The organism is Prevotella jejuni, from assembly GCF_900187995.1.
GTDB lineage: Bacteria > Bacteroidota > Bacteroidia > Bacteroidales > Bacteroidaceae > Prevotella > Prevotella jejuni.
The window spans coordinates 36,936-62,682 of the sequence record NZ_FZNZ01000016.1 but is presented as its reverse complement, the minus strand read 5'-3'; the positions used below and the strand labels follow the sequence as shown (position 1 = coordinate 62,682).

Here is a 25,747-nt window from a genome sequence, read left to right as displayed (position 1 = left end):
AGCTAAGCCCCTATTAGCCCTAATAACGACCTAAGGGTAAGGCGATTTCTATTCCTCCGCAGCCTTACGATACTGTTCGTAGAGCCATTTCTTTTGTTCAGCAATCGTGAGATTACTATTATCGAGTTCGATGGCATCATCGGCTTTACGGAGTGGTGACGTGGCACGATGAGAGTCGATATAGTCACGTTCCTCCACGTTCTTGAGTATATCGGCATAGTCGGCATCCATTCCCTTCGCCTTTAGTTCGTCGTAACGACGCTGTGCCCTCACCTCTGCAGAGGCGGTGACAAATATCTTTAATTCAGCCTTTGGGAACACTACCGTACCAATGTCTCGTCCATCCATGACGATACCCTTCTCTGCACCCATGCGTTGTTGTTGTGCTACAAGGGCCTCACGAACAAAGGCAAGGGTGGCGATAGGGCTCACATGAGACGATACCTCCATCGTTCGGATGTCGTTTTCAACGTTCTCACCATTGAGGTAAGTGTCTGGACGACCAGTCGTTTTATTAAGTTGGAAACTAATGTTAATATCCTTCATCTGCTCCTTCAGTTCCTCTTCACGGATAGTTCCGTCAGCGTTAAAGAGGTTATGACGGAGTGCAAAAAGGGTTACAGAGCGATACATAGCCCCTGTATCCACATAGATATAGCCAATCTCTTTGGCCAAGTCCTTTGCCATTGTACTCTTTCCACATGATGAAAAGCCGTCGATGGCGATAGTTATTTTCTTCATATACTTACTTTTCTCGTATTTATCATTACCTTATCTCGCTGCATCTACCTCCCTCGCAACCTATCATTTCATCACCACCCAACACCTAACACCCATCACCCAACATTCAACACCCATCACCCAATACCAAACACCCTACGCACATTCTCATTGGTTCTCTGGGCAAACTCGGCCTCATCAAGGCCATAGCTTGCAGCAAGGGTACGCATCACTTCAACGATGAAAGCACTCTCGTTGCGTTTACCACGGTAGGGGACAGGTGCCATGTAAGGGCTATCTGTTTCGAGAACGATACGGTCGAGGGGTACTGCAGCAGGCAGGTCCTCACGAAGATGACTACTCTTAAACGTAGAGACACCGCCCACACCTAATACAAAACGGTCGAAGCGTAGAAACGCCTCAGCCTCTCGTTGATTGCCAGTGAAGCAATGGAAGACACCACCCGGCAGTTCCTTCTCATAGTGTCGCATGATATGTATCATCTCGTTCTGGGCCTTCCGACAGTGAATCATCAGTGGTAAGCGTGTCTCCACACTCCATTTTACGGCCTCTTCAAAGGCTGCCAACTGTTCTTGTTCGTATTCTCTCGACCAATAGAAGTCAAGTCCTACCTCACCAATGGCGATGATTGTCTCACCAGGTAGGGCCGTTCCTTCCTCCTTCTGTTTGAGGGAAAGCATGATACGTTGGTACATTGCGTCTAATACCTCACGCCAGTCTTTGCGCACCTCTTCGGGTTGTAACCCTATCATTGGGTAACAGGTGTCAGGGTACTGACGGCATACAGCCATCACTGTGTCCATTGACTTGAGGTCGATAGCTGGTATGAATATCTTTTCTACGCCCGCTTCACGAGCGCGACTGATGACCTCTGGGAGGTCTTCTGCAAATTCTTCTACATCTAAATGAGCGTGAGTGTCGATGATCATTGGGTGTTGGGTGTTGGGCGTTGGGTGGTGAATGTTGGGTGATGAGTGTTTGGTGTTGGGTGTTGATGGAGTGTTTATAAGGGTGTTGGGTGATGTTTGTAGGGGTGTTAATGGGGTGTTTATAAGGGTGTTGGGTGATAAGTGTTGGATGTTAACGAAATGTTTATAGGATATTGAAGGAGCGTATATAAGCTGAGGAATGATAGATGTTGAGAACAGCTACTCCACGTTTATTTCGCTTTTATCCAGCCTGTCCTGTTAGGGCTCCCCTCCTTCGGAGGGGCTGGGGGAGGTCCCCCGTTACCTCTTCCTATGCAGCATTCTCTGTGCGTATGCCACCAGTTCAGTTTTCCTGTCAGCACTCACCTTCACCGCATCGAGGTATTTATTAGCCTCATCAAAATAGTAGTTAATACGTTCGATAGCCATCTTGTCGACCCCAATACTATTATAGAGTGCAGTGACGGCAGCCACCTTCTCGTTATGATTAAAGTTCTCACAGCCAATCCATCTCTCCAACTCTTTACGTTGGCGGACGTTCGCCTTGTTGAAAGCATTTATCAGCATGTAAGTCTTTTTATTACTGATAATATCGCCACCTATCTTCTTTCCGAACACTTTTGGGTCTCCATAGACATCAAGGTAGTCGTCTTGTAGCTGAAAGGCCAGTCCTATCTGTTCGCCAAACTTATAGAGGTTGTCTACGTCATCGGCTGGAGCATCAGCAAGGATAGCGCCAATCTTCATCGCACAAGCCAATAGTACACTTGTCTTCAGGCGTATCATCTCAATGTATTCGGCCTCCTTTACGTCATTGCGGTTCTCAAACTCCATGTCATACTGTTGACCCTCTCCTATCTCGAGTGCCGTCGTCGTGAAGAGATGCAACACCTCACGTAGGTGTCTACTGTCACACTGTTCCATGCGCTCGAAGGCCAATACGAGCATAGAGTCACCCGACAAGATAGCCGTGTTAGCATCCCAACGCACGTGAACCGTCTGCTGTCCGCGTCGAAGAGGTGCATCATCCATCAAGTCATCATGCAAGAGCGTATAGTTATGGTAGGTCTCCAAGGCACAAGCCGGTGATAGTATCGTCTCCGGATCATCTTTGAAGAGATTATAGGCAAGGAGCATCAGCGTAGGACGGATGCGTTTCCCACCCAGCGAGAGTACGTATTTAATAGGGTCATACAAGCTCTGTGGCTTGCGATCGTAGGTGAGATTGTTTATATACTCGTTAACTTTACATAGGATTTCGTCAGCAGTGTACATATAGAGTAGGTGTTAAAAGTTATGTTATAAATAATCGTTGTGACGGCAGATGGCCGTCGTGTGCGTTAAGAGAGTTGGAAGACAAAAGGTATCTCTACCAACGAGCGGCATGGTTTATTACGTTCGATGCCAGGCTTCCATTTGCCCATTGTCTTCAAGACACGCAGTGCCTCAGCATTAAGGACAGGTATCTTACCATTCTTAACAGTCACATCATGCACCGTACCATCGGCATTGATGATAAAAGTAATATTCACTGTCCCTTGCAGATTATTGTCCTTAGCATCGGCAGGGTACTGTAATGTCTTCGTAAGCCACTTCATAAACTCCACCCAACCACCTGGGGGTGTAGGCGTCTGGGATAAGATTCGCTTGCTAACCTTATCGTCATAACGTTCTACAACCTTGTCGGATGTATCGTCAGACATCTTCTCCATCTCCTTTTTAGCTTCTTCTTTCACCTTCGGAGGTTCGGGAGTTGTAGTCACCATAGGCATGACGATGGGTTCTTCACTTACTTGTGGAGCCCCCGTCTTCTTGTCGTTTGAGTTCATACTCCCCGCATCATGCGGTGTTACCTTATTAGGTACATCACGCCGTTTCAGGTTGAGTAAGTCCTCCATCGTGGGTTTCTTGTCCTCTTGTGTCTTAGCTAAATCTTGCTGGTCGATGGCCGGCAGCATGTCCATATCGTGTAGTGTGACATTCTTAATGGCCTTGGTATTGGCCGAGTCGTCCTCTGTTCCCGATGAATTATACTCCATGGCAACAAAGAAAATAGACAGTGCAACGATGATTCCCAATAGGAAACCAACCCACCGTTTACTCTCTAAATCAGCTCTATTTGACTTCTTTATTTCCAATATAAGATATACTAAACGCTCGTTTCTGCCGTTATACAAACCATAGATGGCTAATTATTGCCATATAAAAGGTTGCAACGACAAAAGTAATAAGATATTCGGAAAAAGCTGTAACTTTGCCGAGAAATTAGTTTAGAACAGATGAAAAAAATCGTTTTCACCCTCCTATTAACACTTTTTGCGGCTGTTATGCGAGCGCAGGAGAGTCAAACTGAATACAACTTCTTGCGTCTTCCGGTCAGTGCCCATGCTGCTGCTTTAGGCGGAGAGAATATTTCAATTATCGAGGACGACCCCTCGTTGATGTTTTCTAACCCTGCCTTAGCTTCGTCAGTGAGCGACAAGACCGTTGGACTCAACTATATGAACTATATGCGAGGAGCCCATTTCATGAGTGCATCGTACACTAAAGCCTTAGGTGAGAAGGCTACCTTCGCTGGCGGTGTACTCTATATGAACTACGGGAAGATGAAGGAGGTCGATGCTAATAACGTACAGACGGGTACGTTCAATGCCAGCGACATTGCCGTTGAAGGTATCTTTTCCTACGAGTTAGCACGCAACCTTGTGGGCGGTATCACGGCAAAGTTTATCACATCTTATATCGGACAATACAACTCCATGGCTGTGGGTGTCGACCTCGGCCTTAACTGGTATGAGCCAGACCACCAATGGTCGGTGTCGTTAGTGGCTAAGAATCTCGGTGGACAGATAAAGGCCTACGAGGAAGACTATGGTAAGATGCCTATTGACGTACAGTTAGGTGTGAGCAAGACCTTCGTCGCCTTACCCGTAAGAGTGTCTGCCACGCTTGTCGATATGACCCATTATGACTATCGGTTCATCAATCATTTAAATCTTGGAGCAGACATTCTGCTATCGGAAAGTATATGGATTGGGGGCGGATATAACTTTCGCAAGGCCGACGAGATGACCATCGGAACGGCTGAGAACGCCAGTGCACATGGCGCAGGGTTCAGTGTAGGAGCGGGAATCAACCTCGAGCAGTTCAAACTGAACCTCGCTTACGGCAAGTATCATGCTGCCAGCAACTCCATAATGGTCAACCTCGGCTACTCGTTCTAAGCTGAATTAACGCCTTACAACACATAAATAATATCGTTTTTTGCGGTTGTTTCAACATTTTTTTATACTTTTGTCCCCATCATGAGATATACTGTCAAATGTAATAACTGCGGTCGCGACTTTGTGGCCGAGACCGAGAAATATGGGACAATGAAGTATCGTTGCCCCTATTGTGGTAACGTGTTGACTTGTAGGTTTGATGAACCGCAACCTATCCGTACGCATGCTCGCTCCGTTATTCCATTGGCTGAGGCCTCACCTATCGTCGTTAAGAAGGCTAAAAACTTACCGACTGTACCGACGCACCTCCTCCACACGCCTTCAAAAGAGAAGCTTGCGGAGATGAGACAGAAGCTTGTTGAAGCGTCTCAACGAGCTGGTGAGACCTTGAAGAACGCAACCGAGACCACAACCGAGTTTGTTAATAAGTCGTCTTCGCGCCTACGTCGTTTTCAAGAGAAGTACGCTGACGGTGATCTCTGGATATTCTTCGGGTTCAGTTTAGCGTTTGTTCTTTCGGTCCTTATCGGTCTCTTCGTTTGTGCTGAGCTTGTTAAGGTTATCGCTGAGGGCAATTCTTGGCTGTTTAAGAACTATATTGAGATACGTAACGCTATCTAAAAGCACACATCTTATTACTTACTATCTCCACAGACTACACCCGTTTGTGTCAACACGACGTATGTCCTCCCTCCGTCTTGAGGCAGGTCATGCACCCATCTTCGTGTCTTTATGTCAATATTTTTCGCTCCTCTTGGATGAAGTATGTGCTCTTCAAGATAGAAGAAGAGGCCCTTCAACGTTTAAGAACATGCCCTTCTTGGTCCAAGAAGGGCATGTTCTTCATGCAAGAAGGGCATGTTCTCGAATGGTGTTTGTAATCGTTTGATTTCTTGTGGGTTATAGTGTCGATGGTAAGCTGTGTTGTTCTCCTATATTGAGCGTCCTTAACTTGATGAGATGTAATGATTTTTTACATCCTTATTGAAAGCTCTAAAGATAGTCTGGATTGGTAAATTACTCGTGTGGTGGGTGTTGGGTGATGGGTGTTAGGTGTTGATGATTAGTTAAAGATGGGTGTTGGGTGATGTATGTTGGCTGTAAGGTTCTGTGATATCGGTTGACTTAATGTCTCTGTGGGCCTTTGTGTGTTCTGTTCTTCTGTGTTTTTCTGTGAGAAATAGAACGCACCCTCGATATGAGATTAGGCCTATGAGACTTGCTGCGGAGTTTTTTCTCACAGATCTCACAGATTTAACAGAGCATTTTTGCGCACTGTTTCGAGCCCACAGAAGGCCTTCGGCATACAGAATTCACAGATCGTTATAGCTAAAGAAGGGTGTTGGGTGATGGGTGTTAGGTGTTGATGATTAGCTGAAGAAGGGTGTTGGGTGATGGACGTTGGCTGTAAGGTTCTGTGATATCGGTTGACTTAATGTCTCTGTGAAAGCTTGTGTATTCTGTTCTTCTGTGTAAATCTGTGAGAAAGAGAACGCACCCACTCTATGAGATGATACACAAGCAACTCGCTGGGGACTTTTATCTCTCACAGAGCACACAGAGTTCACGGAGTCTTTTAGCGCATGTTTCGATTCCACAAGGGGAGGGGACAGCATCTACTTAGCGCTCGCCAAGATACGTGTGAATGGGAGGGTCGTGGGTAGTTGTGAGCAGAAAAACAGGATAAAGACGTGTTAAAGAAGCTGAAATAGGCTACAATTAAAAAAAATACTATAAATTTGCAGATAGCTAACCTACGACAAGTTAAACAGCACACAAGTGTTGTGAGATGTGAAAACAATATAAGTAAAAACCTATAAAAACATGAGAACTATGAGAAAAACTAACCTTGGACGATCGCTGCTCTTGGTGGTCCCTCTTATGTGTAGCCCTTACGTGGTGCAGAAAGCATGCGCTACACATGCGATGATGATACAAGCGCAGACCTCTATTATCAAAGGTAAAGTTGTTGATTCACAGTCAGGTGAACCGATTATCAGTGCCAGTATTACCGTAAATGGTACTAAGAAGATGACCATAACGAACATTGATGGAGAGTTCTCTATCGATGCACAAGTTGGTGATGAGCTGGTTGTCACTTCGTTAGGCTATGAGAAGAAGACGGTGAAGGCTGCTGAGAATATGACAATTAGCCTTGTCGCTACCTCCACAATGCTTAGTGAAACGGTCGTGGTGGGCTATAGCACGCAGAAACGCAACAGTCTGACGGGTTCGCTGAAGAGTATTGACAATAAGGAACTGACGAATGTAACGACCGCAAACGTCACTAACATGCTCACAGGAAAGATACCTGGCATGAACGTTATGCCAGGTTCTGGCAAGCCGGGGTCGTTTGGTGCGATCATTGTACGTGGTAAGTCTACTATCAACGGCAGTACGGCTCCACTCTGGGTTATCGATGGTGTCATCGTAGGAAAGGACCCTGGCGACATCAATCCAAACGATATTGAGTCGCTCACTGTACTGAAAGATGCTGCTTCTACAGCCATCTATGGTTCGCAAGGAGCTAATGGTGTTATCGTGGTGACGACCAAAAGCGCACGAGCTGGTAAGACATCAATCACCTTCTCAGCCAAGATGGGCCTCTCAACCTTGAATAATGGAAAGGTCAAGATGATGGATGGTGCCGATCTATACGACTACTATAAGTCGTTTACCAACGCTGCCGAGATTGCTTTCCCACGATGGAATGAACAACTGAGAGATAGTAACTTCGACTGGTGGAAACTGGCTACTCACACCGGAAACGTGCAGAACTACGACCTTACTATTAATAGTGGTGGAGATAAGTTGAGTGCTGTCTTCACAGGTGGAGTCTATAAGGAAGATGGTGCAGTACGTGGATATGACTTCACGAGATATAACACCATGATGAAACTAAACTTCAAACCATTCTCATGGATAGCTATTCGTCCGTCCTTGAATGGTAGTAAGGGAGTTATTGACGACCGCCAACGCTCCACCTATTCTATGTATTCTATGCTGCCATGGGATAGTCCTTACGATGAAAACGGGAAGATTGTCGGCAATAGATCATCGGCTTGGGTGAACAGTAACTCTACTAACTATCTCTATGAGTTACAGTATAATTGGAGCAAGTATGACTCTTATTCATTTAATGGAAACTTCGATTTCGATATCTATCTGACTGACTGGCTGACCTTCTCATCAGTGAACAGTTATCGTTGGAGTACTCACCTTGACAAGAGCTATGTAGACCCTCGTACGTCGGGAGCGGAGGACAAGGGGCGTGTGAGCGAGAGTACCAGTACGAACACACGCCGTTATACGAACCAGTTAATTAAAGCGACACGTAGTTTCGGGGATTATCATGGATTCTTAATGCTTGGTTATGAGTTTAATGATGGCGAGTATCGTTATCATAATGGTAGTGGGACAGGACTTGTTCCAGGCTTTGCACAACTCGACATCACGTCGACACCTGAGTCGGTGGGAGGTAATAAATACGAGTGGGCAGTACAGTCTTTCTTCGCTAACCTCAATGCTGACTATGCTAATAAATACCTCCTTCAACTGTCATTGAGAACAGACGGCGCAAGTAACTTTGGTTCGGATGCCGCCTACGGTACGTTCTTCTCGGTCAGTGGGGGCTGGGTAGCTACGGCAGAAAAGTGGTTTAAGGTGCCTTGCATAGACTATCTGAAGGTGCGCGCATCCTATGGTTCGGTCGGTAGTCGACCTAATAGCCTCTATCCACAATATGGGTTATACAGCTTAGGAGCCAACTATAACGAGAAACCGGGTGCTGTCATCGCTCAGTTAGCGAACAGGAAACTGACGTGGGAGAAGAGCTTTACGACAGGTGTAGGTATCGACCTTAATATGTTCCGTCGCCTTCGTATGACCTTCGACTTCTATCACAAGCGCACGAGTAACCTCCTTTTCGCTGTGCCTATATCAGGTGTTATCGGTGTGACAAGCATCTGGCAGAATATTGGTGAGCTGACAAATACTGGCTTTGAGACAACACTTTCGGCCGACATCATCAAGGGGAAGGACCTTACATGGACTGTTGATGCTAACCTGTCGACCAACTCTAACAAGATTAAGAAGCTGTATAGCGGTAGAGACCAAATCATTGTAGGCGATGGTATAGCGGGTTCTGCTAACACGTTGTTACGTCCCGGACTGAGTGTCGACACTTACTACCTGCGCGAATGGGCTGGTGTTGACCCAGAGACGGGTGCTCCACAGTGGTACACAACAGATGCTAATGGTGAGCGGGTCATCACGAAGAGTTATGCTAAAGCCGACCAGATAGCCCTCGACAAACGTGCTACACCAAGCGTGTTCGGTAGCTTCTCTACCACACTTACCTATAAGAACTTTGACTTTAATGCCGTGTTCGGCTATTCTTTAGGTGCTTCTATCTATAACTACTCACGACAGGAGTACGACTCAGACGGTGCCTATACCGACCGTAACCAGTTCAGTCTGCAGAAAGGATGGAAGCGTTGGAGACAGAAGGGAGACATTGCTACTCACCCAGCAGCCGCATACAATAACCCTTCTAACGCTAACAAGGCCTCTACAAGATACTTAGAAAGCTCCGACTTCTTAAAGCTTCGCTCTCTAACCTTGGGTTATAACTTCCATCTCAAGAGTGATGTTGTTAAGGCTTTACGGGTGTATGTAAGCGGAGAAAACCTCTTCTGCATTACTGACTACTCTGGTGTCGATCCAGAACTGCCTGCTGCTGACAGTGGCCGCAATGCCTCTGGCGAGCGTTCGACAGCTCTCTCGATCTCTACTGGCGCTGGTGTCTATCCTTCTGTACGTAAGTTTATGCTTGGCGTTAATGTTACATTCTAAACAAAAGAGTCTATCATGAAGAAAATATATCTGCTGCTTTTGGCAGCTATCACAATGGTTTCGTGTAGTGTTGAGCGTCATCCTGAATATATGATGGATGAGGATGCCATGACAAAGAACATCGACGAGAGTTTTCCAGCACTGCTAAAGGGATGCTATGGATACCTAAAAACATGGTCGGACCCTATGTATAGATGTGGTGAATACGCTGGAGATAATATCATGATACGTGGTACTTCTACCGATGCTTTCTATGAGTTTATCTCTTACTCACGCACTCCTAATAACTACCGACTACAGAACTTCTGGGATTTCAGCTATAAGGTCGTTGCTCAAGCATCTAATATTATTAAGGCAATCCCCGAAGGTAAGAATACTACTACGGATACTCAGCTGGGCGAATGTTACTATTTACGAGGCATGATCTACTTCTATCTCTGTCGTGCATACGGTAGACCGTACGCCCAGAACCCTGAGAAGAACCTCGGTATGCCGATTGTCAACGGTACTCCTGACGACCCTGCTAATGCTGTTTTACCAAATCGTTCAACCGTGAAGGAGACCTACGAGCAGGCTATTAGCGACTTGGAGAAGGCGGCTTCACTGATGACTGAGGACATACATGGCGAGGAACACTGTATATTCGCATCTAAGGAAGCTGCTTGGGCAATGTTGAGTAGGGTCTACCTCTATATGAGTGGCACCTATAAAAACCCTAACACGGCCTACGCACAGAAGAGTGTTGAGTATGCAACGAAGGTGATTGACTCTGGTAAGTTTAGTCTGCTAAGTCGTAAAGACTATGGTGTTAGTAACACGCTGGAGCCTGAGAACAACCCTGAAAACATCTTTGTAGTGAAGAGGGTTGACTCTGAATTTCCTGGTTGGGACTATTATTACACCATCGGCGGTATGTATTCGAATATTGGCGGTAAGGGTTGGGGAGAGATGTATGCCTCGGCTAAATATCTCGACTTGCTCAATGAGACGGGGCAGAACGATTGGTTTAATAAGAAATATACTGATATTCGTGCGCAATTCATTGAACCTCAGTATGTAAAGGATAAGACTGATAAGTACGTCCCAGTGTTCCGTTTCATCAAGAACGTCTATGATGCGAGCGGTAATCAGGTGAACTTCAACTACGTGCAACTGCGTTATACACGGCAGCCAGACAATAGTCTGACATGCGATACGACGGGGACAGGACACACCACACCGCTTGTTCTGACACCTATCGACCCTGCGCAACGCCTCTACTCGATAAACTATCAGGGGCATACCTACCGTGGTGTGCTTGATTATCAGATGAAGCTTAACCGCGTTTATCCTATGTTTTACGTGGTGAAATGCTCTCGTCAGGGTGGTAAGGAGAACCAGTTGTACTCGCCTGTCATCTCTCGTCTTGATGAGATGTACCTCAATCGTGCTGAAGCTAACGTGAAGTTGGGTAACATCAGTAGTGCGATGGCCGACGTGAACACTATCCGTGAGCGTGCTATCGTGGGTGGTAGCTATACGAGTGCACAGTTTACGGCCGCTACGGCAAAGACCTTAGTGGACAAAGAACGCCAATTGGAACTTGCCTTTGAGGCTGAGCGTAGCTACGACGTGTTCCGTAATGGCGATACACTAACACGTCGCTTCCCTGGTCCACATCAGCCGATGGTTGACATCCCAGCGACCGACTACCGTGTAATCTACTTTATTCCGCAGTCGGCTATCAATGCTTATAAGGGCAACTTAGAGCAGAACCCAAGAAGTAACTAACGTGCTCTGTGGGCACACGAACAATGTGTATAGTGGCTGAAGGGCCTTTCTTCAGCCCCTATATGCCCTGCTTATGTTATTAATGGAGAAATCTCTAAGTGGATGGAGTGACCTTCTTAGTCCTCGTATGCCCTGTTCTCCTTGATAGGAGAGGGGATTCTACGAGGCTGGGGTGAGTATCCTTCAATCCCTACATGGCGTGTTCTCTTTGATAAAGGAGAGATCTCTAAGTGGATGGAGTGACCTTCTTAGTCCTCGTATGCCCTGTTCTCCTTGACAGGGGAGGGGATTCTACGAGGCTGGGGTGAGTTTCTTTAGTCCCTACCATGCCGTGTTCTCTTTGATAAAGGAGAGGTCTCTAAGTGGATGAAGTGACTTTCTTTAGTCCTCGTATGCCCTGTTCTCCTTGATAGGGGAGGGGATTCTACGTGTCTATGCTGGTTTCCTTCAATCCCTACATGGCGTGTTGTGTGTTCGTTTTCATTAGCCTAATAATTGGAGAGGCTATGTCGTTAGCCTTCAATATATCTTTTGTAATGTTATGCCAAAGGCTTGGTTAGAGCGCTGATCGAGCCTTTTATTAGCTCTGCCAAACGAGGGAGGGGTGGGCCAACCATGGTTAGGAGGGTCTCAATGTGCGTAGTGGAAGGGTTTTTCTTCTCGCTGTGTGGCATTGTAATCTGTTTACGGGTAGGAGTTACGGAGGTGTTGTAGCCAAGTAAAATCGTTGGTCGCTTTTGCCGATGTATGGCATTATTTTCTATGGACTCGGTTGTTTATACTGCTTTTCATGTGTTCTCTATGTGTGTGAAGAGCGTACCTGTCTGTTCCGTGAAAAGCTACTTTGTCACGATAAAACTTCATGAATTTTGACGCATAGAGGCAAGGAGGAGAGGGCGAAAGGATAGATTTAGGCGCGAAAATAAAGGCTGTGCTTGACCGGTGACTGCGGTTATAAAGAATGTTGGGTACGTCACTTGTGAATGTAGGCTAATACTATGCTTTAACGGCAGTTACGGCTATAAGGTATGTTGGGAACGTCACTTGGGAGAATAGGATGAGGCTTTGTGATGTCTTATCTTGCTGCTTTGTTGTTTTGAAATTACTTTACATGAATCAGTGCTATACTTGTTGAAAATAAGAGAGAAACGTAGTCTTTAATGTTCTCGTAACTCTTTTGTTATTAAGAAGTTATACTGTTGTAAAGTAAAAGATGCTTAGTAAGGGTCGAGAAGAGGCCCTTCAAGGGTCAAGAAGGGCGTCTTCTCCCACGCAGAAAGGCCCCCTCTCGAACTCAATTAGGCCTCTGTTGGAGGTAAGGATATAATTTTCTTTTACAAAAAAGTGTTTCGTTTTCATTCTTCTCACCCCCTATAACATTTGTTTCTTTTTTATTTTTTTTTGCATAAATTCTGCCGTGTTTAATACTTTCTTTATATCTTTGTAGGCCAGATAGTCGTCCGTTCGATGGGATAGGGGACGCTGTTGCGCGGATGAATATAACCCCTTGAACGTGAGTGTGTTTTATCGTTTAGAGTCAGATAGAAATGCTTCATTATATAAATACAGATATTGTTTTTCAGGAGTTCCCCGATGAGGTGACCCTTGCCATCAACGTGTCTGGTTGTCCGTGTCACTGTCCTGGCTGTCATAGTCAGTTCCTGTGGGCGGATAGGGGGCATGACCTGACGACAGAGGCATTGTCTGCATTGATTCATGAAGCGAAAGACACGATAACATGTGTGGGATTTATGGGGGGCGATGGCGACCCTGCTGAGGTCGACAGGCTCGCTGAACACGTGCGACAGAACCACGAAGGACTGAAAGTTGGTTGGTACACTGGGCGCACAGCAATCTCCCCACTCATCGACCAACAGCGTTTCGACTATATCAAAGTGGGGCCCTATCTCCGCCATCTCGGTGCCCTCGACTCCCCACGCACCAATCAGCGGATGTACCGCCGATGCCCAGATGGATCCTTCGAGGATATCACCTCCCGCTTCTGGAAACATCAGGTAGGAACGAACTTATAAGTTTTTCCGCTCCAGATTAGTGCTATTTGACCCTGCGCTCCTTGACATTTTGCCAAAAAAATAACTACCTTTGCACCCGCTTAAAAAGTAGTTATTTCTGTTAACAAACCCCGGATTTATAAGTCTTACTACTCTCCCCCTGCCTGAAACAAAGCCTTCACGCCCCTAACCCTCCGAGAGTATCTTCCATTAGAACAAGGATTAAGACGAATAGAAGAGACGGTTACCGTCTCGTTACCTCTGCTCCGAGAGTATCTTCCATTAGAACAAGGATTAAGACTCGGATAAACTTTCTGTTCTAAATACACCATACTTCTCCGAGAGTATCTTCCATTAGAACAAGGATTAAGACTCCTTTAGGTTTTGAGTTTTGAACCAATTGTAAATACTCCGAGAGTTCCTTCCATTATAACAAGGATTAAGACTCTTCCATGTATGACTTTCCGAATGGAGGAAATGTAACTCCGAGAGTATCTTCCATTAGAACAAGGATTAAGACAAATACTTTGCAGTCTTCTTTGTGCCACACAAAGCGCTCCGAGACTACCTTCCATTATAACAAGGATTAGAGATATTAAATTAGGAAAATATAAACAACAATAACAATTATATTATGGGTGAACAATTAGATTATTCATTTCAACACTATGGTGATTTTGGATGGAGTTTTTTATTTTTAGTACCTTTATTAATAATAGTAGTATTAGTATTATATGTTATTATCTACTTAATTAATATAGGAGTTAAAAATAAATTACTCAAAAGAGGATTGATTACTATCTTACTAATAAGTTTGGTTATTCCTTTTCTTCGTTTGGGATTAGTAAAAAGCCATAATAGAGATGGTTCAATAACTATTCCAAAGTTTCAAAAAGAAATTATTAAGTCTAAGACAAAAAACATGTCTAAAGATGAGATAATTGATTATAGCATTGAGCTAACTGCTGAGACATTAAAGTTTTCTGACAAATGTAGCCCAGTTACATTTAAGAAGGAAACTAATGCTCATTGTGTATTGTATGCTAAAGTATTAGCTTCTGTATGTAATTATGCATTTCAAGTAAATCATATAGATGCTACAGCTTATCCTGTAGTTGGAGATGTAACTTTTGCTGGGATTAACTTATGTTCATTAGTTAGTAGTATCTTTAGTTTTAATAATAGATTAAAGAACTTCACTAAAGATCATGATTTCGTAGAGATTAAATCTCCAAACTCTGATATTTATGTAGATGCCTGTATATATGATTTATTAAATGTATCTATCAAACAACGAAATTAGAAATTATATGGTAAATATGTCTATGCCATAATAAATTAAATTTATAAGAACTCAATCAGGAACTCTGTGAGTATGTTCCATTAGAACAAGGACTAAGATGACAGCAAGTTCTGTGGTGCAAGATAGCAAATAATATAGTATGAATAAATTAGATTCAATTAAATAATGAAAAAGATTTTATCAATAGTAATTATTCTGATATCCGTTCTTGTTATATGGAGTAGAAATTTTAGTTATAATCCAGAGAAGACGGCTGTATATGTCACAAATAATGCACTAAGTAGGTCACATACTTGTTGTGCATGGTTTGTTATGCGGGCTATGCAAGCAGGAGGATGTCCAATAGGAATTTATCCAGCGTATTATTATTCTAAAGTATTACCGAAATATGGTTTTAAGGTAATAGATACAAAAGATTATAAGAAAGGTGATATAATCGTATTTCCTGCTATTAAAAACCATATCTTTGGGCATATAGCAATATGGAATGGTGAACAATGGGTTTCTGATTTCAAGCAGAAATCGATGTTTCCTGCATCTGGATATAGATTTGCAAAATATAAGATATTTAGATATGAGAAAAATACCTAACATCTTAGAATGGGTATTTGTAGGATTATTTTCTATTCTATCTTATCTCATTATATATATGGTAAACATGTCTATGCCAGAATAAATTAAATTTATAAGAACTCAATCAAGCACTCCAAGCGTATCTGTCATTAGAACAAGGATTAAGACACCTGCATACTGACGAAGATTTGGAAAATGTTCATAATGCCGAGCGTATATTCCATTAGAACAAGGATAAAGACTGATTGATGATTGTGTCGTGCTCAAAAGTAGTAACTCTTAGAACATTTTCCCTTAGAACAAGGATTAAGAAACGTCGTTTTCCTCGTTGTCCATGGCGATGTGGAATTAGGTAGTTGCTTTCCATTAGTACTCATGGCTCTTTGGGGGTAGAGTTCTTGGTGGTTAGGGTAGGGATGTCTTGAAAATGAGTTGTTGGTAACATTATTGTCTCATCCGAAATATGGAGTGATAAACTAAAACTCTTACATATAAGGCACACAGAGTCACGGAGGGGACGGAGGTAACGCAATGTCACGGAGGTGCCGAGGGCACAAAGAGCGACGGAGATGCAGCATACAGATTCTTGACAAATATTTTGGAATAAACGTTTTGTATATAAATTGCTAATAGAATTGGCAAACAAGCTCCGTTGCTCTATGCACCGACGGTGCCTCTGTTACTACTATAGCTTTGTATTTAATAATCCTCCGTTTTCTCCGTGTCTCCGTGTGACATTGCTTCAAACTCTAAACACAAGTGGCAAACCTTATCACTCCAAAATCCTGAAGACCCACATTATTTTCCGAATGACATTCATTAGTGGAGATAAGGCATGAAGGGACTGGTGGAGAATGCCCAAAATAGCAATTTTGAGGGCGGACATCCCAAAGCTTGATTTCGGTGAAAAATAAATTTGCTGTCATTCCTGTCATGCAAATGCGAACGTTAACTGGTTAGTCAGTAATGACTTACACGAAATGTTAAAAATGACAGCAACGATAAATAAAACTATTTTCGTGTTTTAAGAGGTAGATTGGCGTTGATATTTAGTGAGATGTAATAGCCTCGTTCGAGGGTTAAATGGTAGATGTGAATATAGTCTGTTTAGGTAATATAGAGACCTTGAAGATGAAAGCAAAAAGGTTTTCTTACAGCATATACAGTATGAGAGTCTGGGAGAAACCTTGTCACTGCGCCCCATGTTCATAAGTCTAAGTATAAGCTGCTTGGCATTGTCGATTCCTATTAGGATTACCTATAAAAGCAGCATTAACAGATAAAGAATAAAAATGAAGAAAAAGTTTAATACAATAATCATGTTACTACTCGTTGCTATAGCAGTATATGCACAGCATACGCCACGGATAGTAAATGATTTCAAAGAGGGAGATTTAATCTTTCAAGTGTCACAAAGTAATCAGTCTCCTTTTATTCAATTAGCGACTAATTCGCCGTGGTCACATTGTGGAGTTATAGTAGAAAAAGGCGATAAAATCTATGTGCTTGAAGCCTCTAATGTCGTTAAGCTCACCCCACTTAAGAAATGGATTAGTAGAGGAAAGTTTGGTAAGTATAAGAGGAGACGAGTACTTAATAAACCTGTTAAGATTAGGTATGCTAAATATCTTGGTAAGAAGTATGATTTAGCTTTTAAGTTCAATAATGATAAATACTATTGTTCAGAACTTATATACGATATTTACAAGAATCAATTTGGTATTCAACTCGCTACGCCCAAACCGATTAAATCTTACCATGTGTTTGGACTTGGAAAGTTAATGAAAAGGCGAGGTATGGATCCAAACCAGAAGGTAGTGGCTCCTTGTGATTTGTTATAGATAAAAGACATAATGCCTGCTTGCAGGCGTTTGTGAGTTTCCCCTGTTCGCAGAAAAGCTTCTGTTCAATCTGTGAGAGGTATCCCTACGTGACTCTTGTGTTCTTTTCCTCACAGAGTTACACAGAAGAACAGATTTTACAAAGGGGGCACAGAGACATTAAGTCAACCGATAGCACAGAACGTTACTGCTAAAGATGGGTGTTGGGTGATGGGTGTTAGGTGTTGATGATTAGCCATAGGGGTACCTCGGTGATTACGCCCCTTCCCTTCGGGGGGGATGGAGGAGGGGCCAGTACTTATCTGTATGCTCCCCCTGCTCGCAGATAGGCTTCTTTTCATCTGTGAAAATCTGTGAGAGATAAAACACCCAACGGATCTCTTGTTACCAGTGTTGTGTTAAAAACCTCCGTACTTTCTATTTTTCTGTGTGACATTTCGTTAGAAACCAAAGGTTGGGCTACATCCTTATCATTCCAAATATTTGAAGAGCCAAAAAGGTTTGCAAACAGACAGCATCATACCCTTGCTGTCTGTTTGCAAACCAATAACAATCTACATGGAGTTTTATAAGATGAATACATACCTTATCGACATATAGAGTTGAATGCCGACAACGTAGGTGGGAACGAGTCTTGAGCCAACCTCCAAACCACCAACAAGGACCTTGTGCATCTTTGCGACACTGTCAATCGTACCACTTGCCACACCGTAGGTAAGTGACATAATGATGATGATGAGCGATAAGGAAGGTATAAAACTGGACGAGAAGGAACTGGGGAATAGCTGTCCTGTCACACTTAGGAGGATAGCGTGGGGAATAGCAGTGAGGAGAACCATGATGATAACATAGACGATAAACTCGACCAAAGCTATTCGTAGACCAACTTTCTCACGATAATGAACTTTATGCTGATGGTTAGAAGATGTTGTTAGGCTACTTCTCGTGTTGGATAATGTCTCACGTAACGCATCATAGAGGCGGCTACGAACACACGCACCCACTGCCATAACTGCCATAATAAAGTAGATGAGTAGTGGTGATAGTTGGTTGCTGACAAATGAGCCAAAGAACCAACGGATGCCTTCACTGCTCAGCATAGACCGCATGGAGAGCTCTGGGAAAGCTGCCGTAACAAGCCATGAAAGCAGTATCAATGCCAGTTGGGCAACGAGAAGTACTAAGACAATATATCCTAACTTATTCCTCATCAGCGTGGAGATTGTCGATATCGATAATACGCAGTTCTAATGCCCTAACTACAAGGCGCGTAGCATTGACGCTCATCCCATTGTTACCATCAGGGAAGAGCTTCTGTACGAGTTCGTTCTGTCGTTTCTCCAAACTCTTTACACCGAAAGGCATACCACGTAGGTTGGTTATCTGCTCCTTAGTATAGCCGAGTGCAAGGTGGCGAAGGAAGCGTTCGTCATACTCATCAATCTCGTAGCTGACCATCGCCTCTTGGTGCATTAGCTGACCGCTCACGCTCATCTTGAAGCGACCCACAATCTTTTCAAGGATAGGTTGATTGAACACCATTCGTTTACCCGACATGACACTTGCCACGTCACCACGTGTCAGTAGTTCGCCACTCTTCAAGCAGATGCCATCAGCACCAGCGTCAAGAACGTCGACCCACAGCTTTTCATTCAGTATCTCACCCGTAAAGATAAGTACTTTCACGTTCGGATAGGTCTGCTTTGTTTGGCGACATATCTCTACGCCCACCGTTGTTGAACCACCCAATCCGAGGTCGAGTAGCACGAGGTCGGGTAGGTTCTGCTTAATTAGTTTCCAGTAGGCAACTTCGCTTTCAGCCGTTCCGATAATCTCCGCCTCCGGTATTTCGTTTCTAAAGATACCCTCCGTTCCTTTTAATTCCAAGGGTACGTCTTCAACGATAATGACTCTAAACTTCTCCATAGATATATTTTGTTTTATTTTGTTTCTTAATTTGCTTTTGCCAAGACCACGTCTATTCTCACGCCCTCTGGTGTCTCGTTAGCTGAGATACCACAGCCACGTTTATTTGTAGCCTCGCCATTGTCGCGGGCAATCTGTCGGCAGATGAAGAACATCAAACGGTCGGCAGATGGTTGGAAGAGGTTGCGACAAGCATCATCAGAGAGTGACAGCGTAGACATAATGACGTGTAAGGTCACGTAACCAGGCTGATGCTCTTCGGCAGTGACCGTCAGTGGTTGGTTATTATTAATAAGGTATAAGATCTCAAATAAGTAGGCCAGGAAGACAGGGTCGCCATTGATAAGTGGTGACTCAAAGGCTGTCGTCAGTTTTGCAGGGCTCACCAAAGTCGTGATATCCACAGGACGCGATACAAGTTTCACGGCCTCAATCTGGCTCATAGCCTGCTGACTAAGAATCTGATAGAGCTCCTTGTAGTAGATAGCCAACTCGTCAATCGCTTCAAGTTGACCGTCAGCTTCGTCGACAAGCTGGCGAATACGTGAAGGATAGTACATTGTCTCGTGTTTCAGCGTTGACAGACAGTTATCAAGAATACTATTACTAATGTGCAAACGCTCGTTCTCGTATTCCACACAACGCACCTCATCTTCGAGCAGTTCGATATCAGACTGGCTCTTCTGGTTCTCTTCCACCGATGCGACAAGTGCCTCCTTAATCTGGTTGACGATAGCCAATAATCGTTCAGGAAATCTGTCGCTCACCCCTTTCTCAACCTCTCTCAGTTTGTTCTCTTCGCTTACGTCGCTAAGGAGGATAGTGTTTATCTGTCTTACACGTTCCAAACAGAACTGATAGACAAGGCGGTGACGATAATACATCACGTAATACACTGGTAGGATGGATAGTAGGAAGAGTACAAGAAGGGCAACAGCCACATTCTTATTGGTCTCCGACTTCATCATCATTCGGCAGTATTCGCCCAAAGAGTTATCGGCATAACGCTCCTTAAAAAGGTGGGTATAGACAGAGTTATTATATTTATAAAGGTCCCACTCATGCAAGGCAAGTGCTGCAACAGCACTCTCATTGCGTATATCGAGGATAATTCCATAGTTCAACGGGATACTATCATGATACCATTTAATCTCTGCTGGGACAATAGATAGGCTCCCAAGTCGCTTCATCAGTTCCTTTCCTTTAGGGTGGAGCTGTAGATAGCGTTTATTAAGGTAGTATCGACAAGTATCCGCATAAGCCAACGTCTTACTATATGAACCATTGATATTAGAGAAGTAAGCCGAGTCGGCATAAATAGCCGCAAGGGTGGTGTAATCCTTCTTTGCAAGTGCTGTAGCCTTATCGTAGGCCCTTGTAGGTCGAGCCTGAGCAGTCAATAAGGAGGCAGTAGCAAGGAGGAAAGCCAACAAGACACGGCTGATACCCTTTGGCAGACGGAAGAAGAAGCGGCTACCCCTGCCTTTCTTGCTCTCAACGCCAATCTCACAGATAGCGAATATCTGGCTAATCTTCTTATACTTATTGATGATACCCTTACAATTCATCAGTCCGAAGCCATGCGATGAACTGTCTTTCTGGTCATGAATAGGCTTATGGTCGAAGATATGTTGCTGTTCTTCTTCTGTGAGTCCACAGCCCGTATCGCTAACAGCTATCTCTACATAGTCTGGTGCTTCGGTAGATGTAATCGTCACTTTCCCGCCTTTCTCTGTAAACTTACGGGCGTTATCAGCCAAGGTATTCACCATGAAAAGCGTCAGAACACGGTCGGCTTTGACAATAGCCTTGGTATGCTCTACACGTAGTTCTATACCTTTCATGTAGAAGCCCATACGTCCTTTCTTCACGATATCGAACACCTGTTGCACAGGGAAGCTCTCGATGTGTAGCGACAGTCGCCCTTGTCTGAGTTGGATCCACTCTGTGAGTACAGCGTTTAATTCATTAATCTTATCCGTCAACTCCCGTATATAGGTGTAACGTTCAGCCTTTACAGTCTCACTTTCACCGCCCTTCTTGAGTCTTTCTATCTCATGTAACATACGGTCGATGAGTGGGATAACACCGTTTACGAGTGATATCTTAGCCCTTTGTTCAAGGTTCTTACGCTTATTATCAGTGAGGTGTAACTTATTGATATCCAGTTGTTCGGAAATCTCTTCATACTGTTCAGCCAACTCCGCCATGTGCTGTTCGTTCTGTTGTCGCCATTGTTCAAGAGGCTGAAGGAGGTCGTCTAACGACCCTTGTGTATCTTTTCTTCTACGGAGGTAATGGAAGAGAACGAGCGACCCCAATACGATGATGATAGAAAGAGCCACAGCAATAATGATGAGGTTAAGCTGTTGTGAGGTGTTTTCTAATTGTTCCGCACGTGAGGTGAGATACCTGTCTTGTCGCGTTTCGTCCTGTAAGTCAAGATAGATATTACGGTTATAATCACTTTGTTGTTTGTTGTTAATCGCCGAATAAGTCACACTCAACTGTTCACGGATTGACGCAACGAGGTCTGGAGCCTGCTTTATAGCAGGATTGTTGTTTAATGCCTTATTCAGACAAATGATTGCTGAACGATAGTCTTTAATCTGCCAATAGCATGAAGCCAAGGTTCGATAAGAACCTGCCGTCTGATAGACATCCCCATAACGTTGGAAGATATGCAGCGAACGCTGTGCCAAGTTACCTGCAAGGAGGCTATCAGGCATATTATCAAGATTGATGTATTGGAACGAGGGGAGGTTATTGTGCATCAGTGTCTCCCGACTCTTATCGTTCACAATCAGCTCACTGATAGCCTGTAAGGAGTTTGCCTCCCAATAAGGGAAATTGTGTTGTCGAGCAAGCATATAGCATCTTATGAGATACTCAAACTCCTTTTGTTCAATAGCTTTCTGTGTGTTCGTATTGATAATACCACCCGAACCGATGTTATAGAAGTAGGCCAACAGCTGTGCTATGTCTGTTTGGATCTCTCCATCAGGGTTTATCTGGTGGATGGCTTTGATGGATGGCTGTTCCAAACCTACATAATAATAATAGGTGGAGGTAACGATAGCAAACTCAGAGCGGGCATAGACCATACGACGTCGCTGACGAGGAGAGAGCAGTGCTTCGTCTTCTTCAATACGATGAAGTCTTTTCTGTGCCTTTTCATAGTAGTCGTAGAACTCCTTATTGAGCGACTCACGCTGACAGAGACGCATCAACTGGATATCAGCAACCAGCAGTTCTACCTGGTTATCAGTAATCTTTAATACGGAATCGAGCTTAGCGTTAGCTGCTGTAAAGCGCATCTTCATCAAGTCGACGAAGGCAAGGTTGTTCAGTGCTTCTGCCTTTCCTGCGTCATAGTTCTTCGCTAAGTTATAGGCTTTATTAGCATAGATTGTGACAGAGTCGAGGTTGCGGTAATGGAGAGCGTAGGCCTTGTCATTGTAGAGGTCGACCTCTTTCTGGTTGGGCGAACTACAAGCGACACACAGCAGAAGGAGTAGGCAGGCTACCCATCCTTGTATTTTACCGTATGTTCTTGCTTTCTTCATCTATCTTATAGGGTCTTTGTCGCAGTCAATCTATAATCTAAAGGCAAATTTACAAAACTTTTCTCAAATAGGGGTTAAGCAACTACAGAATTATCTATCATCTTTATTTGACAACATGATTTAGTCGTTCTATGATGGAGACCGTTGCTTTCTTCTTTCTTTCTCGTGGATAATCAAAAAGAGTTGGGTGCATCAGATTGCTGATACACCCAACTCTTTTTTATTCTAAATAATACTGTTCCTCATTTTAAGGATGGCAGAAGAAGAGTATTATCACTTGTGCCATAAATATTCTTAGGAACATACTGAGCGGATAAACAGTTGAGTATCCGACAGCTGGAGCCTCGCTTGAACAGATGGAGTTAGCGTAACCCAATGCTGGAGGGTCGGTATAGGTACCTGCCAACATACCCATGATTGTAAAGTAATTGAACTTATACTTCATTCGTGCGATGGTTCCTACGATAAGAATTGGGATGATGGTGATGAGGAAACCAGTGTAAACATACTTCAAACCGTCTCCTTGAATAACCGTATTCCAGAACCCTGCACCAGCCTTGATGCCCACGGAGGCAAGGAAGAGGGCCAATCCCATCTCACGTAACATCAGGTTGGCTGATGTCGTTGTATAGGTGACAAGACCTATACGATGACCGAAGCGACCTAAGAGAATGGCTATGATCAGCGGACCACCGGCCAAGCCGAGCTTCATAGCTACAGGCATGTTAGGGATGCTGATAGGTAGACTTCCAAAGAGAATACCTACCATGATACCGATAAAGATAGTTGCGATGTTTGGCGCATAGAGGCGTTTCTCGGAGTTACCCATCATCTCTGCAACACGGTTTACATTCTCTTCTGGACCAACAACCATGATGCGGTCGCCAACGATAAAGCGGTGGTTACGACCCGCAAAGAGGTCCATACCTTGGCGGATGATACGTGTCACGTTCACGCCATAGACTGAACGGAAATGTAGATTACCTAAAGTCTTACCGTTGATAGAGCTGTTGGTGATGATAATACGGCGACTAATGAGTGGTTGAGGCTGGTCTTCCTCGTGCCAGTCTACCTCAATCTCTGGACCAATGAAGGCTTGGATAGCCTGTGCGTCAACCTCTGCACTAACGATAAGTATCTCATCACCCAACTCAAAGACATTGTCTAATGTAGGAACACTGAGTACGTTATTGTGCATAAGACGTGTACAAACGAAATCGCGGTTGAGGAACTCTGATATTTCTTTGAGCTTTCGGCCTGCGATATAAGCGTTTTGTACCCTCAAATACATGGTGTGAGGTTTTGCATTTGGGTTCTCTGCTTCTTCCTCATTCAGCTTCTCATTCTCTTCTTCGAGGTTTACCTTACAGATATAGCGTATAGCAATTGTTGCACCGATAATACCTACGACACCCAAAGGATAGGCACAGGCATAACCAGAAGTGATGTCGAAGTCCATCCCGTTCTTAAAGACGTTGTGTAAAGCCTCATTCGCTGCACCAAGACCAGGGGTGTTTGTTACGGCACCATAGAGCGTACCTACCATCATAGGAAGGCTACTTGAGTCTTTCGTGTCAAAGAAGATAAAGTAGCACGCAAACATCACGAGGATGTTAAGAAGGATTGTCACCGAGGCGAGAATGTTAAGTTTTAGTCCACCTTTACCGAAGCTCTCGAAGAAACCCGGCCCTACTTGTAGACCTATCATAAAGACGAATAGAATCAATCCAAAGTCTTGTAAGAAACTTAACACGGGTAGAGGGCCTGTGAATTTAATGCTTCCGGCTGCAATGCCGACAAACAAAACGAAGGTTACTCCAAGTGAGATACCTCCAATCTTAATCTTGCCAAGTAGTACACCTAAGGCAATGACAATCGAATAAAGCAACACGATATGTGCTACCGTATCCTGTTTTGCTGTTGAAAAAATATCAATTAACCAGTCCATAAGGTATTGTTTAGTGGGTGCAAAGGTAGTGATTTAAAAGAATATAAGCTAATCTTTTATGACAATTTTTAGGACGCTGAAGTTTTTTGTTGGTACAATGTACAATATTTGTAGATGACTATCAATCAGAATGATAAGAATAGTTAGGATAGAAGGGTAGCCTCCTCTCCTTGCCTTTACACCTGTTTTCTCCTGATAGTCAATAGGTTTTTGTAGACGTATGTAATAGTAGCCTCACTCACAGCCCCTACTGACCTCACCCCCAGCCCCTCTCCGAATGGAGAGGGGAGTGATTACCGAGATACCCCTATTAGGCTGCTTACATACTTCGTAAAGGTTTTTTCTCTCACAGAGCGCACAGAGTTCACTGAGCATTTTGGCGCACAGTTTCGAGCACACAGAAGGCCTTCGGCATACAGAGTTCACAGAGCGTTATAGCTAAAGAAGGGTGTTGAATGTTAGGTGTTAGGTGTTGATGATAAGCTAACGTTGGCTGTAAGGTTCTGTGTAATCGGTTGACTTAATGTCTCTGTGGGCCTTTGTGTGTTCTGTTCATCTGTGTTCTCTGTGAGAAAAAATATGTCATTCTTCGTTTGTCATTATGTCATTATGTCTTCAAAACCATACCCTGTCTCCTTTTGTCATTATGTCATTCTGTCTTCAAAAAAATCATTTGTCTCCATTTGTCATTATGTTATTCTGTCTCAAAAATAATCATTTGTCTTCATTTGTCATTATGTCATTCTGTCTCAAAAAAATCATCTGTCTCCATTTGTCATTATGTTATTCTGTCTTCAAAAAAATCATCTGTCTCCATTTGTCATTATGTTATTCTGTCTCAAAAAAAACATCTGTCTTCATTTGTCATTATGTCATTCTGTCTTCAAAAAAATCATCTGTCTCCATTTGTCATTATGTCATTTTGTCTTCAAAAATCCCTCTGTCTTCGTCCGTCCCCCTGTTATTCTGTCTCTCATATATTCTGTCTGTCTGATGTTGAAATGTCTTTACAAAGAGGCGTATAGGGGTCCTGAAAAAAGGAGAGGAATATGTATAAGAA

At 43.8% G+C, this 25,747-nt stretch carries 16 protein-coding genes; 8 read left to right on the top strand and 8 right to left on the bottom strand.

The window, feature by feature from the left end:
- Positions 1–48 precede the first annotated feature (48 nt).
- The 4 genes from cmk to CHB62_RS07545 all read right to left on the bottom strand — a co-directional run bounded on the left by cmk (position 49) and on the right by CHB62_RS07545 (position 3,808).
- Positions 49–741: a (d)CMP kinase gene (gene cmk, locus CHB62_RS07560; RefSeq protein WP_089366351.1), complete on the bottom strand. Its 693-nt coding sequence runs from the start codon at positions 739–741 to the stop codon at positions 49–51.
- 116 nt (positions 742–857) lie between these two features.
- On the bottom strand, positions 858–1,670 hold the full coding sequence (locus CHB62_RS07555) for a TatD family hydrolase (RefSeq protein ID WP_089366350.1): 813 nt from the start codon (positions 1,668–1,670) through the stop codon (positions 858–860).
- A gap of 300 nt (positions 1,671–1,970) precedes the next feature.
- On the bottom strand, positions 1,971–2,945 hold the full coding sequence (locus CHB62_RS07550) for a polyprenyl synthetase family protein (protein WP_089366349.1): 975 nt from the start codon (positions 2,943–2,945) through the stop codon (positions 1,971–1,973).
- 65 nt (positions 2,946–3,010) lie between these two features.
- Positions 3,011–3,808 (bottom strand): energy transducer TonB, encoded by a 798-nt coding sequence (locus CHB62_RS07545; RefSeq protein ID WP_089366348.1) that lies wholly within the window; start codon positions 3,806–3,808, stop codon positions 3,011–3,013.
- A 141-nt stretch (positions 3,809–3,949) separates the two neighbouring features.
- Between CHB62_RS07545 and porQ the strand changes: the two genes are divergently transcribed.
- The 8 genes from porQ to CHB62_RS07500 all read left to right on the top strand — a co-directional run bounded on the left by porQ (position 3,950) and on the right by CHB62_RS07500 (position 17,247).
- A complete protein-coding gene (gene porQ / locus CHB62_RS07540) occupies positions 3,950–4,894 on the top strand; it encodes a type IX secretion system protein PorQ (protein WP_089366347.1) in 945 nt (314 codons plus the stop codon).
- Positions 4,895–4,975: 81 nt separating this feature from the next.
- Entirely contained in the window at positions 4,976–5,515 is a 540-nt protein-coding gene (locus tag CHB62_RS07535; protein ID WP_089366346.1) for a TFIIB-type zinc ribbon-containing protein, read from the top strand.
- A gap of 1,203 nt (positions 5,516–6,718) precedes the next feature.
- Entirely contained in the window at positions 6,719–9,748 is a 3,030-nt protein-coding gene (locus tag CHB62_RS07525; RefSeq protein WP_089366345.1) for a SusC/RagA family TonB-linked outer membrane protein, read from the top strand.
- A gap of 15 nt (positions 9,749–9,763) precedes the next feature.
- Positions 9,764–11,518 (top strand): RagB/SusD family nutrient uptake outer membrane protein, encoded by a 1,755-nt coding sequence (locus CHB62_RS07520; RefSeq protein WP_089366344.1) that lies wholly within the window; start codon positions 9,764–9,766, stop codon positions 11,516–11,518.
- A 1,547-nt stretch (positions 11,519–13,065) separates the two neighbouring features.
- Positions 13,066–13,551: an anaerobic ribonucleoside-triphosphate reductase activating protein gene (gene nrdG / locus CHB62_RS07515; protein ID WP_089366343.1), complete on the top strand. Its 486-nt coding sequence runs from the start codon at positions 13,066–13,068 to the stop codon at positions 13,549–13,551.
- A gap of 613 nt (positions 13,552–14,164) precedes the next feature.
- On the top strand, positions 14,165–14,833 hold the full coding sequence (locus CHB62_RS07510) for a hypothetical protein (protein WP_089366342.1): 669 nt from the start codon (positions 14,165–14,167) through the stop codon (positions 14,831–14,833).
- Positions 14,834–14,998: 165 nt separating this feature from the next.
- Complete coding sequence (locus CHB62_RS07505) at positions 14,999–15,424, top strand: CHAP domain-containing protein (RefSeq protein ID WP_009011682.1); 426 nt, start codon at positions 14,999–15,001, stop codon at positions 15,422–15,424.
- 1,274 nt (positions 15,425–16,698) lie between these two features.
- Positions 16,699–17,247, top strand: a complete 549-nt coding sequence (locus CHB62_RS07500; RefSeq protein ID WP_089366341.1) for a YiiX/YebB-like N1pC/P60 family cysteine hydrolase — start codon at positions 16,699–16,701, stop codon at positions 17,245–17,247.
- A gap of 566 nt (positions 17,248–17,813) precedes the next feature.
- Here the strand turns inward: CHB62_RS07500 and CHB62_RS07495 are convergent.
- The 4 genes from CHB62_RS07495 to CHB62_RS07480 form a co-directional block, all read right to left on the bottom strand.
- Positions 17,814–18,458: an ABC transporter permease gene (locus CHB62_RS07495; RefSeq protein WP_089366340.1), complete on the bottom strand. Its 645-nt coding sequence runs from the start codon at positions 18,456–18,458 to the stop codon at positions 17,814–17,816.
- On the bottom strand, positions 18,448–19,173 hold the full coding sequence (locus CHB62_RS07490) for a DUF5932 domain-containing protein (RefSeq protein WP_009011685.1): 726 nt from the start codon (positions 19,171–19,173) through the stop codon (positions 18,448–18,450). The genes CHB62_RS07495 and CHB62_RS07490 overlap by 11 nt, the downstream gene beginning before the upstream one ends.
- A 26-nt stretch (positions 19,174–19,199) precedes the next feature.
- Entirely contained in the window at positions 19,200–22,739 is a 3,540-nt protein-coding gene (locus CHB62_RS07485; protein ID WP_089366339.1) for an ATP-binding protein, read from the bottom strand.
- A 247-nt stretch (positions 22,740–22,986) separates the two neighbouring features.
- Positions 22,987–24,687, bottom strand: a complete 1,701-nt coding sequence (locus tag CHB62_RS07480; protein ID WP_089366338.1) for a putative transporter — start codon at positions 24,685–24,687, stop codon at positions 22,987–22,989.
- Between the last annotated feature and the right edge of the window lie 1,060 nt (positions 24,688–25,747).